This window comes from Pseudomonas sp. AN-1 (assembly GCF_034057115.1).
Classification (GTDB): domain Bacteria; phylum Pseudomonadota; class Gammaproteobacteria; order Pseudomonadales; family Pseudomonadaceae; genus Geopseudomonas.
This window is the reverse complement of record NZ_CP139195.1, coordinates 2,725,861-2,738,330: the sequence shown is the minus strand read 5'-3', so window position 1 is coordinate 2,738,330 and position 12,470 is coordinate 2,725,861. Positions and strand designations below refer to the sequence as shown.

Below are 12,470 nucleotides of genomic sequence, written 5' to 3'. Positions count from 1 at the left end.
GTGCGGAAGGGCTATTTGTTCTGCTGCGCCTTGAGCAGGTCGCGGATCTCGCAGAGCAGCTCCTGGTCCTTGGTCGGTGCCGGCGGCGCGGCGGGGGCGGCCTCCTCCTCGCGCTTGAGCTTGTTGATCGCCTTGATGCCGATGAAGATGGCGAAGGCGATGATGGTGAAGTCGATGATGGTCTGGATGAACTTGCCGTAGGCCAGCAGCACCGCCGGCGTCTCGCCCTCGGCGGCCTTGAGGGTGATCGCCAGATCGCTGAAGTCGACCCCGCCGATGATCATGCCCAGCGGCGGCATGATCACGTCGCCGACCAGCGACGAGACGATCTTGCCGAAGGCGGCGCCGATGATGATGCCGACCGCCATGTCGATCATGTTGCCCTTGACGGCGAAGGCCTTGAATTCTTGCAGCAGGCTCATGGTTCACTCCCTGAGGTTTGGATTGCGGCTAGTATAGTCCGAGCGTGGCGGTTGGACATGCGCTGCGCTGGGTGGTTCAGCCGCCGCTGGTGGCCTGGCGCAGGCGCTCGGCGATCTGCTCGGTGAGGGTCACCCGCTGGTTCTTCAGGGTCTGCAGGGCCACGTCGTCGAGCGGCTCGCGGCCGTCCTCGACGGCGTAGATGCGCTTGTCCAGCGCCTCGTAGCGTTCGGCCAGCTGGCCGAAATGGCTGTCGCTGGCCAGCAGCGCGCGCAACTGCTCCTGATGCTCGGGGAATTCGCGGTGCAGTGGATGACGTGCGTGGGGCATGACGATCACTCCCGGCTGGATGAGGTCCCTTGAGCCTAGCTCATCGGCCGCCGGCGTCATGGCATCGGCTCAGTGGGTCGGCGGGTTGATCAGGTAGCTCAGCAGCTCGTCCTCGCCATCGGCCGGGAAGATCGGCACGGCGCGCAGCGGCAGCTGCGCCAGCAGGGCCTGCCAGAACGCGCAGGCCTGGGCGTCCTGGCGGTAGAAGCGCACCACCCAGGGCGTGCCGTCGCCCATCAGCTGGGCGACCAGGGCGCGGCCGATGCCGTGGCGGCGGTAGCGGCGCAGGATGAACAGGTCGGCGAACTCGGCCGCGTCGATGCCCGGCAGCTCGCAGCGCTCGATCAGCAGGAAGCCAGCGATGAAGCCGTCGGCGAGGATCAGCCGGGCGCTCCAGCCCGGCTCCTGCCAGTAGCGCGCCAGGTGCTCCTCGTGGATGTAGAAGCGCCCGTCGGTCTCGACGTCCTCGCCTTCCCAGTCCGACGAGTCGTAGGCGTAGAACTGGTAGAGGTTGCGGATCAGCGGCAGTTGCGCGGCGCTGGCGGGGACGAGCTGGATCTGCATGGCGGGGCGACTCGGGCGCGGACGGAGCGCTATTATCGCGCTTTTCCGGACGGAGACCGCCATGGCCAAGGCCAAGCGCATGTACGGCTGCAGCGAGTGCGGCGCCACCTTCCCCAAGTGGGCCGGGCAGTGCGGCGAGTGCGGGGCGTGGAACACCCTGATCGAGACCGTGCTGGAGGGGACGGCGACGCCCAGTGGCCGCGGCGGCTGGGCCGGCCAGCAGGCCAACGTCAGGACCCTCGCCGAGGTCAGCGTCGAGGAGACGCCGCGCTTCTCCACCGCCTCCAGCGAGCTGGACCGCGTGCTCGGCGGCGGCCTGGTCGACGGCTCGGTGGTGCTGATCGGCGGCGACCCGGGCATCGGCAAGTCGACCATCCTGCTGCAGACCCTGTGCCGCATCGCCGAGCGCATGCCGGCGCTGTACGTCACCGGCGAGGAGTCGCAGCAGCAGGTGGCGATGCGCGCGCGGCGTCTCGGCCTGCCCGAGGACAAGCTCAAGGTGATGACCGAGACCAACATCGAGACCATCATCGCCACCGCGCGCCAGGAGAAGCCGCGGGTGATGGTGATCGACTCGATCCAGACCATCTTCACCGAGCAGCTGCAGTCGGCGCCGGGCGGCGTCGCCCAGGTGCGCGAGAGCGCGGCGCTCTTGGTGCGCTTCGCCAAGCAGAGCGGCACCGCGGTGTTCCTGGTCGGCCACGTCACCAAGGAAGGTGCGCTGGCCGGCCCGCGGGTGCTCGAGCACATGGTCGACACCGTGCTGTACTTCGAGGGCGAGTCGGACGGCCGCCTGCGCCTGCTGCGCGCGGTGAAGAACCGCTTCGGCGCGGTCAACGAGCTGGGCGTGTTCGCCATGACCGACCGCGGCCTCAAGGAGGTCAGCAACCCCTCGGCGATCTTCCTCACCCGCGCCCAGGAGGAGGTGCCGGGCAGCGTGGTGATGGCCACCTGGGAGGGCTCGCGGCCGATGCTGGTGGAGGTGCAGGCGCTGGTCGACACCAGCCACATGGCCAACCCGCGCCGGGTGACCCTCGGCCTCGACCCCAACCGCCTGGCCATGCTGCTGGCCGTGCTGCACCGCCACGGCAGCATTCCCACCTACGACCAGGACGTGTTCCTCAACGTGGTCGGCGGGGTCAAGGTGCTGGAGACCGCCTCGGACCTGGCGCTGCTCGCCGCGGTGATCTCCAGCCTGCGCAACAAGCCGCTGCCGCACGACCTGCTGGTGTTCGGCGAGATCGGCCTGTCCGGCGAGATCCGCCCGGTGCCCAGCGGCCAGGAGCGCTTGAAGGAAGCCGCCAAGCACGGCTTCAAGCGCGCCATCGTGCCCAGGGGCAACGCGCCCAAGGAGTCGCCGGCGGGGCTGGAGGTGGTGGCGGTGACGCGCCTGGAGCAGGCGCTGGATGCGCTGTTCGAGTAGCGCCGGCTAGCCGCGCAGCAGGGCGCTCAGCTCGCGCTCGAGCAGCTCTCGGCTGCCCAGGTTGAGCTCGATGAGGCGGCGCAGGTGGGTGATCGAGTCGAGGTCGATCTCCCGGCAGTAGAAGCCGAGCAGGTCGTCGCTCTGGTGGGCCAGGCTCACCGTCATGCGCACCTCGACCTGCGGGGCGAGCTGGAGGCTGGCGTGGATCGCGGTGTCGGGCTGCATTGCCCAGCCGGCCGGGCGGCTGACCAGCAGGCCCTTCAGGGACAGGTCATGCAGCTGCACGGTCCAGCGCTGCGCGCCGTGCCGCAGTTCGGCGTCGGCCTCGAAGGGGATGCGCTGGAAACGGCGACGCTCGTGGGACTGCTCGGGCATGACGGGGCTCCTCGATGGTTTGCGGCGGCACTATAAGCCATGTCGGGTCGGTGCGGCTGGGGTGCGGGCAAAAAGAAACCCGGCCGGGGCCGGGTTTCTTCAGTGCGCAGCGTGAGCCTTACTTGCCGTACACCGGCAGGCGGGCGCAGACGGCCTTGACCTTCTCGCGCACGGCGTCGATCACCGACTCGTCGCCCATGTTCTGCAGGATGTCGCAGATCCAGCCGGCCAGCTCGCGGCACTCGGCTTCGCCGAAACCGCGGGTGGTCACCGCCGGGGTGCCGATGCGCAGGCCGGAGGTGACGAAGGGCGAACGCGGGTCGTTCGGCACGGCGTTCTTGTTGACGGTGATGAAGGCGCGACCCAGGGCGGCGTCCGCGTCCTTGCCGGTGATGTCCTGCTTGATCAGGCTGAGCAGGAACAGGTGGTTCTGGGTGCCGCCGGAAACCACGTCGAAGCCGCGCTCGACGAACACCTCGGCCATGGCCTGGGCGTTCTTCACCACCTGCTGCTGGTAGGCCTTGAACTCGGGGCTCAGCGCTTCCTTGAAGCACACCGCCTTGGCGGCGATCACGTGCATCAGCGGGCCGCCCTGGCCGCCCGGGAACACGGCGGAGTTCAGCTTCTTCTCGATCTCCTCGTTGGCCTTGGCGAGGATCAGGCCGCCGCGCGGGCCGCGCAGGGTCTTGTGGGTGGTGGTGGTGACCACGTCGGCGAACGGCACCGGGTTCGGGTACACGCCGGCGGCGACCAGACCGGCCACGTGGGCCATGTCGACGAACAGGTAGGCACCGACCTTGTCGGCGATCTCGCGGAAGCGGGCGAAGTCCAGCACCTGCGAGTAGGCGGAGAAGCCGGCGATGATCATCTTCGGCTGGTGCTCGACGGCCAGGCGCTCGACCTCGTCGTAGTCGATCAGGCCGGTTTCCGGGTTCAGGCCGTACTGCACGGCGTTGTAGATCTTGCCGGAGAAGTTGACGCTGGCGCCGTGGGTCAGGTGGCCGCCGTGGGCCAGGCTCATGCCCAGCACGGTGTCGCCCGGCTTGACCAGCGCCTGGAACACCGCGGCGTTGGCCTGGGAGCCGGCGTGCGGCTGGACGTTGGCGTAGTCGGCGCCGAACAGCTCTTTGGCGCGGTCGATGGCCAGCTGCTCGACGATGTCGACGTATTCGCAACCGCCGTAGTAGCGCTTGTGCGGGTAGCCTTCGGCGTACTTGTTGGTCAGCACGCTGCCCTGGGCTTCCATCACCGCCGGGCTGGTGTAGTTTTCAGAGGCGATCAGCTCGATGTGCTCTTCCTGGCGCTGGGCTTCTTGCTCCATGGCGGCAAACAGGTCGGCGTCATAGCGGGCGAGGGTCAAATCACGGCTGAACATGGCGGTCCTCTGGGGATCGGGGCGAATAGGGAGATAAGAGCGGTATTCTACCCGAATGCCGCCGGGCTGGCACATGAATGGGCGTCACGCGTCAGACAAGCGGCCCTCATGCGCCCGCCGCGGCCCGCCAGTCCCGCTGGTTTGCCCTGTCCGGCGCATTCGGGTAGCTTTGCGCCACGCGTGCGAGGCCCCTGCGGCGCGGAGTTCGCCGCCGGCCTTGCCCCCACCGTCGTCAACCATTCAGGTCCGTCATGGCTCAATACGTTTTCACCATGCATCGGCTCGGCAAGGTCGTGCCGCCGAAGCGTCAGATTCTCAAGGACATCTCCCTGTCGTTCTTCCCCGGCGCCAAGATCGGCGTGCTCGGCCTGAACGGCGCGGGCAAGTCGACCCTGCTGCGCATCATGGCCGGCGTCGATACCGAGTTCGAAGGCGAGGCCCGGCCGATGCCCGGGATCAAGATCGGCTACCTGCCACAGGAGCCGCAGCTCGATCCGGAGAAGAGCGTGCGCGAGATCGTCGAGGAGGCGGTGGGCGAGATCAAGCAGGCCCAGGCCCGCCTCGACGAGGTGTACGCCGCCTACGCCGAGCCGGACGCCGACTTCGACGCGCTGGCCGCCGAGCAGGCCAAGCTGGAAGCCATCCTGCAGGCCGCCGACGGCCACAACCTCGAGCGCCAGCTGGAAGTCGCCGCCGACGCCCTGCGCCTGCCGGCCTGGGACGCCAGGATCGAGCACCTCTCCGGTGGCGAGAAGCGCCGCGTGGCGCTGTGCCGCCTGCTGCTGTCGGCTCCCGACATGCTGCTGCTGGACGAACCGACCAACCACCTGGACGCCGACTCGGTGGCCTGGCTGGAGCGCTTCCTCCACGACTTCCCCGGCACCGTGGTGGCGATCACCCACGACCGCTACTTCCTCGACAACGTCGCCGGCTGGATCCTCGAACTGGACCGTGGCGAGGGCATCCCCTTCGAGGGCAACTACTCGCAGTGGCTGGAATCCAAGGCCGCCCGTCTGGCCCAGGAGGCCAAGCAGGAAGCCGCCCATGCCAAGGCGATGAAGGCCGAGCTGGAGTGGGTGCGCCAGGGGGCCAAGGCCCGCCAGGCCAAGTCCAAGGCGCGCCTGCAGCGTTTCGAGGAGATGCAGTCGCAGGAATTCCAGAAGCGCAGCGAGACCAACGAGATCTACATTCCGGCCGGTCCGCGCCTGGGCGACAAGGTCATCGAGTTCAACGGCGTGAGCAAGGGCTACGGCGATCGCCAGCTGATCGACAACCTGACCTTCAGCGTGCCCAAGGGCGCCATCGTCGGGGTGATCGGCGGCAACGGCGCGGGCAAGTCGACCCTGTTCCGCATGATCCTCGGCAAGGAGCAGCCGGACGCCGGCAGCATCGACATCGGCGAGACCGTGCAGATCGCCAGCGTCGACCAGAGCCGCGAGCACCTCGACGGCAGCAAGACCGTGTGGGAGCAGGTCTCCGACGGCTTCGACATGATCAAGGTGGGCAACTACGAGGTGCCCTCGCGCGGCTACGTTGGTCGCTTCAACTTCAAGGGCGCCGACCAGCAGAAGTTCGTCAAGGACCTCTCCGGCGGTGAGCGCGGGCGCCTGCACCTGGCGCTGACCCTCAAGCAGGGCGGCAACGTGCTGCTGCTCGACGAACCGTCCAACGACCTCGACGTGGAAACCCTGCGCGCCCTGGAAGAGGCGCTGCTCGACTTCCCCGGCGCGGCCATCGTGATCTCCCACGACCGCTGGTTCCTCGACCGCATCGCCACCCACATCCTCTCCTACGAGGACGATGCCCAGGTGTACTTCTTCGAAGGCAACTACACCGAGTTCGAGGCCGACCGCAAGAAGCGCCTCGGCGACGCGGCGGCCCAGCCGCACCGGGTGCGCTACAAGAAGCTGGCCTGAACGGCCGCCGGATGAAGAAACGGAGCCTCAGGGCTCCGTTTTTTCTTGCCGGCCTCTGGCTGCACGCCAGCCGAGCATGTCAGCCGAGCATCTCCAGCTCCGGCGTCGTGGCCGCCTTGGGCTGTTCCCCGGCGCCATCGTGCAGCATCACCCGGTTGCGCCCGGCGTGCTTGGCGCGGTACAGCGCGGCGTCGGCGTCGCTGGCCAGCGCCTTGGCCTCCTGTTCGCCGTGCAGCTCGGCGATGCCGCAGCTGAAGCTGCAGCTCAGATCCTGCGCCTGGGTGGGGAACTTGATCTCGGCGAAGCGCCGGCGGATCTCGTCGAGCACCCGCGCCGCGGTGGCCGCGTCGGTGTCCGGCAGCACCACGGCGAACTCCTCGCCGCCGTAGCGGCCGATGTGGTCGGTCTTGCGCAGGCGCTGCTTGAGGAACAGCGCCAGGCTCTTGATCACCCGGTCGCCCATCGGGTGGCCGTAGCGGTCGTTGACCTGCTTGAAGTGGTCGATGTCGAGCATGGCGAAGGCCAGCGGCCGCTGCTCGCGGCGGGCGCGCACCCGGGCGTCCTCGAGCAGCTGGAGGATGTGGGTGTGGTTGTACAGCCCGGTCAGGCTGTCGCGCACCATGCGCGCCTTGAGGTTGCGCGCACGGGCGGCGCGGTTGCGCACGGTGGCGATCAGGTGGCGGGCCTTGATCGGCTTGGTCAGGAAGTCGTCGCCGCCCTCGCTCATGGCGTCGAGCTGCTTGTCGATGTCGCCCTCGGCCGACAGGTAGATGATCGGCACGCTGACGTAGCGCTCGTGGTGGCGGATCACCTTGGCCAGCTCGGTTCCCAGGCACTCGGGCATGTACATGTCGAGGATGATCAGGTCGGGCTGGAACTCGCCGAGTTCGGCCATCACGCGGATCGGGTCGGTCAGGCTGCGGGTGATGATCCCGGCGCTGTTGAGCATGCGCTCGGTGAAGATGGTCTGCGCCCGCGAGTCGTCGACGATCAGCACCTTGTAGGGTTCGTGCTGGGTCAGCCGGGTCAGGTCCTCGAGGCGTTCGAGCAGGGCCGAGGCATCCAGGCTGCCGCAGAAGAAGTCCTCGCCGCCGGCGCGCACCGCCGCCAGGCGGGTGCGGGTGTCGGCCTCGTGCTCGCTGAAGAACAGCACCGGCAGCTTTTCGCCCAGGCCCTGCTGGGCTTCCTCGATCAGCAGCAGGCCGCCGCCGGCTCCGGCGAAGTCGATCTCCATGACGATGGCCGCCGGGTGGCGCTGGCGCATGGTCAGGCGGAAGTCGTCGGCGCCGTCCAGCGGCAGCGCGGTGAAGCCGAAGAACTCCAGCTGGCGGGCCAGGCGCTCGCTGCGCTCGGCGTCGCACAGCCCCAGGTAGATCGGCTTGCGCAGGCGGCTGAGGATGCCCGCGTCGCAGTCGTCGCCCTGGCGCAGGCCGGTGCGCGCCAGGCGCTGCATCAGGCTGTCGAGCTCGCTGATCAGGTGGCTGCTCAGGCGGCCGCGGTTGGCGTCGACGGCCTGCAGGCACTGCTCGATGGCGGCGACCAGCTGGACGTGGCGCGGCTGCTGGAAGCGCTCGGCGAAATGGCCGAGGCGCCGGGTGGCGGCGCTCAGCTGGGCCATGTAGGTGGTGTTCCACTCGCTGCGCTGCAGGCTCAGCCACAGCTCGAGCACTTCGCGCGCCTGGTGGATCACCCGCTGGGCGAAGTGCTGCTTGAGGCGATCGCTGCTGTGCTCTTCGTGCTCGTTCATGCTGCCGGGTTCCGTGGCTGAGTGTCGGCGTGCAGGGTTTCCGCTGACTGCGGTCACCGGTCCTTTGAACGGCTCAGTATAACCTCGCAGTGTTGCCGGAATGCGTCGATTGTCGCATTCCGATGGTGCCTTGTGGTGGCGGCGCTGCCGTTGATCGGCGTCAGTGCAAACCGGCGGCGGGCCGTCCAATTGAAGACGATGCCGATCCTGCGGAGCAGCCGGGATGGCCGCCATTGCCGCCCCCCATGCCGCCCTCGATGCCCTGGCCTCCGAGCGGCGCAGGGCTGAGCCGCTCGAGACTGGCCCCGGCCGCCGGTTGCAGCCGTTCTTGTCATTCCCTGGCTGCGGGTCAACAATCGGCGGCAGTCCGCCCGTCGTCGCGCTGCGCTTGCCCGCCGCCCGGCCGGGTCGCCCGGCGCGGCCGCTCGCCGCGCCTGCCCGTCACCTGTGTGGAACCCCCTCGATGGCCGATTTCCAGCAATCCCTGCGCCTGCTGCCCGAGCAGCTGGGCAGCCAGTTCAGCGCCGAGCTGCTCAACTTCAACAGTACCGACGAACTCGAGCCGTTCCGCGGCGTGCTCGGCCAGGAGCGCGCGGTGGCCGCCCTGCAGTTCGGCGTGGCCATGCCGCGCCCCGGCTACAACGTGTTCGTCATGGGCGAGCCGGGCACCGGGCGCTTCTCCTTCGTGCGCCGCTACCTCAAGGCCGAGGCCAAGCGCCAGGTCACCCCGTGCGACTGGGTCTACGTCAACAACTTCGACGAGCCGCGCGAGCCGCGTGCGCTGCGCCTCGACCAGGGCAGCGCCCAGGGGCTGATGGCCGACATCGACCAGTTGATCGACAATCTGCTGGCCACCTTCCCGGCGGTGTTCGAGACGCCCACCTACCAGCAGAAGAAGAGCGCCATCGACCGCGCCTTCAACCAGCGCTACGACCGCGCCCTGGATATCATCGAGAAGCAGGCCCTGGAGCGCGGCATCGCCCTGTACCGCGACAGCGCCAACATCGCCTTCACCCCGATGCAGGACGGCAAGGCGCTGGACGAGGCCGAGTTCGCCCAGCTGCCGGAAGCCGAGCGCGAGCGCTTCCACGACGACATCGCCGAGCTGGAGGAGCGCCTCAACGAGGAGCTGGTCGGCCTGCCGCAATGGAAGCGCGAGTCGAGCAACCAGCTGCGCCAGCTCAACGAGGAGACCATCACCCTGGCCCTGCAGCCGCTGCTGGCGCCGCTGTCGGCCAAGTATGCGGAGAACGTCGGCGTCTGCACCTGGCTGCAGGCCCTGCAGCTCAACCTGCTGAAGACCGTGGTCGACCAGCTGGTCGAGGACAACCGTCCGGATGCGCAGAAGCGCCAGGGGCTGGTGGAGTTCTATGCGCCCAGCCTGGTGGTCGGCCATGTCCACAACGGCGGCGCGCCGGTGGTGTTCGAGCCGCACCCGACCTACGACAACCTGTTCGGCCGCATCGAGTACAGCTCCGACCAGGGCGCGCTGTACACCAGCTATCGCCAGCTGCGCCCCGGTGCGCTGCACCGCGCCAACGGCGGCTTCCTGATCCTCGAGGCCGAGCGGCTGCTCTCCGAGCCGTTCGTCTGGGACGCGCTCAAGCGCGCCCTGCACTCGCGCCAGCTGAAGATGGAGTCGCCGCTGGCCGAACTCGGCCGCATCGCCACCGTCACCCTCACCCCGCAGGTGATCCCGCTGCAGGTCAAGGTGGTGATCGTCGGCTCGCGCGAGGTCTACTACGCCTTGCAGGACCTCGACCCGGACTTCCAGGAACTGTTCCGCGTGCTCGCCGACTTCGACGAGGACATCCCGCTGCTCGAGGACAGCCTCGAGCAGTTCGCCCAGCTGCTGAAGACGCGCACCTCCGAGGAGGGCCTGGCGCCGCTGACCAACGATGCCGTGGCGCGCCTGGCGACCTACAGCGCGCGCCTGGCCGAGCACCAGGGGCGGCTGTCGGCGCGCATCGGCGACCTGTTCCAGCTGGTCAGCGAGGCCGACTTCATCCGCCAACTGGCCGGCGAGGCGCTCACCGACGTCGGCCACATCGAGCGCGCGCTCAAGGCCAAGGCCACCCGCACCGGCCGGGTATCGGCGCGCATCCTCGACGACATGCTGGCCGGGGTGATCCTGATCGACACCGCCGGCGCCGCCATGGGCAAGTGCAACGGCCTGACCGTGCTGGAAGTCGGCGACTCGGCGTTCGGCGTGCCGGCGCGCATCTCCGCCACCGTCTATCCCGGCAGCTCGGGCATCGTCGACATCGAGCGCGAGGTCAGCCTCGGCCAGCCGATCCACTCCAAGGGGGTGATGATCCTCACCGGCTATCTCGGCAGCCGCTACGCCCAGGAGTTCCCCCTGGAGATCTCGGCGAGCATCGCCCTCGAGCAGTCCTATGGCTACGTCGACGGCGACAGCGCCTCGCTCGGCGAGGTGTGCACGCTGATCTCGGCCCTGTCGCGGGTGCCGCTCAAGCAGTGCTTCGCCATCACCGGCTCGATCAACCAGTTCGGCGAGGTGCAGGCGGTCGGCGGAGTCAACGAGAAGATCGAGGGCTTCTTCCGCCTGTGCGAGGCGCGCGGCCTCACCGGCGAGCAGGGGGTGATCATTCCCCACGCCAACGTGTGCAACCTGATGCTCGACGAGCGGGTGATCCAGGCGGTGCGCGCCGGGCAGTTCAGCGTCTACGCCGTGCGCACGGTGGACGAGGCGCTGAGCCTGCTGGTCGGCGAGCTGGCCGGCAGCGCCGACGAGTGCGGCATGTTCCCCGCCGGCTGCGTCAACGCGCGGGTGGTCGAGCGCCTGCGCGAGATCGCCGAGATCGAGGAGGAAACGGAAGCGGAGGAGGGCGAGAGCGCCGCCAGGGACGAGCCCCAGGCCAGGAGCCCGGCCGCCGCGCAGCCGCCGCGCCAGGCCCGTCGTCGCCGCTACTGAGACGCCCCGGGCGCGTTCTGGCGGTTTTCTGTACAGCCGGCCGCGGGCTGCCGCGGCTGGCCGGTTGCGCCCATCTGCCCCCGTCTCATGCACAAGGTTATCCACAGATCGCGGGGATAACTGGCGACTTTCCAGCAGGGCCCCGGGCGACTAGGATCAAGTCAGGACCCTGCGAGGAGAGTCGCCATGTCGCGTCACTTCTGTCTGACCCGGCGCAGCCCGGGCATCGTCACGCGCATCGAATGCACGATCCGCCCGCTGGCCGGTGGCCAGGGCCTGTGGACGCTGCTCTGCGCTGCCGGCCTGAATGCCTGCCAGCCCTCGGCGGTCAAGGCGCAAGGCCCGTTCCACGGCCTCGCCGAGGCGCAGGAGGTGCTCGCCGAAATCGTCGAGAATCTGCACAACCAGGGCTATCAGACGGTCGCCGAACCGCCGATCTGGTGCCTGCACCTGCAGGCCGAACTGCGCCGGCAGAATGCCGGGCGCGGCCATCCGGCCGGCGGCTTCCGCCTGGTGCCCTAGGACGGCAGCTGCTTCTCGGGCCAGCTACGCACGGCCTGCCGTTGGTCGCCGTGCGCCATTCATCCAGAATCCTTCCACACAATTATCCACAGCCTGCGGCGCTGCCCGGGCTGCAGGAAGGAGCGGACGGACGGTATACTCGCCGCTCCCTTGTTCACCGCCGTGCCCCTTTCATGGAACGACTCATCGAAAACACCATGTACGCCGCGCGCTGGCTGCTGGCGCCGATCTATTTCGGCCTGTCGCTGGCGCTGCTGGCCCTGGCCCTGAAGTTCTTCCAGGAAATCTTCCACGTCCTGCCCCACGTGTTCGAGCTGGCCGAGGCCGAGCTGATCCTGGTGCTGCTGTCGCTGATCGACATGGCGCTGGTCGGCGGCCTGCTGGTGATGGTGATGTTCTCCGGCTACGAGAACTTCGTTTCCCAGCTCGACATCGCCGACGGCAGGGAGAAGCTCGAGTGGCTGGGCAAGATGGACGCCGGCTCGCTCAAGCTCAAGGTGGCCTCGTCCATCGTGGCGATCTCCTCGATCCACCTGCTGCGCATGTTCATGGACGCGCAGAAGATCCCCAACGACAAGCTGCTGTGGTACGTGATCATCCACATGACCTTCGTGGTCTCGGCCTTCGCCATGGCCTACGTGGACAAGCTGACCAAGCACTGACCCGGCCTTGCGTGCTTCCCGCCACCGCCCGTCTCGCCTCCGGCAGACGGGCGGTGGCGTTTTTGCCTTGCAGAAGCGTTTTTCTGTACAAATGCTGTGCATCATATGTTTTGTGTACAGTAATGCTGTGAGGTAACCGTCATGAACCTGCACCACCTCCCCATCCCGGCCCTGCCCGGCTGTCCGCACCGCCTGGCCGCC

General features: G+C 68.4%; 11 protein-coding genes. 5 read left to right on the top strand and 6 right to left on the bottom strand.

Annotated elements, in window-relative coordinates:
• Window positions 1-11: 11 nt before the first annotated feature.
• The 3 genes from mscL to SK095_RS12850 all read right to left on the bottom strand — a co-directional run bounded on the left by mscL (window position 12) and on the right by SK095_RS12850 (window position 1,314).
• Window positions 12-422: a large-conductance mechanosensitive channel protein MscL gene (mscL, locus tag SK095_RS12860; RefSeq protein WP_136489934.1), complete on the bottom strand. Its 411-nt coding sequence runs from the start codon at window positions 420-422 to the stop codon at window positions 12-14.
• A gap of 76 nt (window positions 423-498) precedes the next feature.
• Window positions 499-750: a YdcH family protein gene (locus tag SK095_RS12855; RefSeq protein ID WP_136489935.1), complete on the bottom strand. Its 252-nt coding sequence runs from the start codon at window positions 748-750 to the stop codon at window positions 499-501.
• 69 nt (window positions 751-819) lie between these two features.
• Complete coding sequence (locus SK095_RS12850; RefSeq protein WP_136489936.1) at window positions 820-1,314, bottom strand: GNAT family N-acetyltransferase; 495 nt, start codon at window positions 1,312-1,314, stop codon at window positions 820-822.
• A 61-nt stretch (window positions 1,315-1,375) separates the two neighbouring features.
• Here SK095_RS12850 and radA point away from each other — a divergent pair, with 61 nt between their 5' ends.
• Window positions 1,376-2,737 carry a DNA repair protein RadA gene (gene radA / locus SK095_RS12845; protein ID WP_136489937.1) on the top strand — a complete coding sequence of 454 codons (1,362 nt, stop codon included), beginning with the start codon at window positions 1,376-1,378 and terminating at the stop codon, window positions 2,735-2,737.
• A 6-nt stretch (window positions 2,738-2,743) separates the two neighbouring features.
• Here radA and SK095_RS12840 read toward each other — a convergent pair whose 3' ends face one another.
• On the bottom strand, window positions 2,744-3,112 hold the full coding sequence (locus SK095_RS12840) for a PilZ domain-containing protein (RefSeq protein WP_136489938.1): 369 nt from the start codon (window positions 3,110-3,112) through the stop codon (window positions 2,744-2,746).
• A 118-nt stretch (window positions 3,113-3,230) separates the two neighbouring features.
• A complete protein-coding gene (gene glyA / locus SK095_RS12835; RefSeq protein WP_136489939.1) occupies window positions 3,231-4,487 on the bottom strand; it encodes a serine hydroxymethyltransferase in 1,257 nt (418 codons plus the stop codon).
• Window positions 4,488-4,738: 251 nt separating this feature from the next.
• On the opposite strand from glyA, the gene ettA reads away from it, so the two are divergent.
• The gene (ettA, locus tag SK095_RS12830) at window positions 4,739-6,403 is read left to right on the top strand and encodes an energy-dependent translational throttle protein EttA (protein WP_136489940.1); all 1,665 of its coding nucleotides are present in this window, start codon (window positions 4,739-4,741) and stop codon (window positions 6,401-6,403) included.
• A gap of 79 nt (window positions 6,404-6,482) precedes the next feature.
• Here ettA and SK095_RS12825 read toward each other — a convergent pair whose 3' ends face one another.
• Window positions 6,483-8,150: a diguanylate cyclase gene (locus SK095_RS12825; RefSeq protein WP_320546507.1), complete on the bottom strand. Its 1,668-nt coding sequence runs from the start codon at window positions 8,148-8,150 to the stop codon at window positions 6,483-6,485.
• Window positions 8,151-8,613: 463 nt separating this feature from the next.
• On the opposite strand from SK095_RS12825, the gene SK095_RS12820 reads away from it, so the two are divergent.
• The 3 genes from SK095_RS12820 (at window position 8,614) to SK095_RS12810 (ending at window position 12,269) form a co-directional block, all read left to right on the top strand.
• The gene (locus SK095_RS12820) at window positions 8,614-11,085 is read left to right on the top strand and encodes a Lon protease family protein (RefSeq protein ID WP_136489942.1); all 2,472 of its coding nucleotides are present in this window, start codon (window positions 8,614-8,616) and stop codon (window positions 11,083-11,085) included.
• Window positions 11,086-11,271: 186 nt separating this feature from the next.
• Window positions 11,272-11,607 (top strand): hypothetical protein, encoded by a 336-nt coding sequence (locus SK095_RS12815; RefSeq protein ID WP_136489943.1) that lies wholly within the window; start codon window positions 11,272-11,274, stop codon window positions 11,605-11,607.
• A 173-nt stretch (window positions 11,608-11,780) separates the two neighbouring features.
• On the top strand, window positions 11,781-12,269 hold the full coding sequence (locus tag SK095_RS12810) for a TIGR00645 family protein (protein ID WP_136489944.1): 489 nt from the start codon (window positions 11,781-11,783) through the stop codon (window positions 12,267-12,269).
• Window positions 12,270-12,470: the final 201 nt, after the last annotated feature.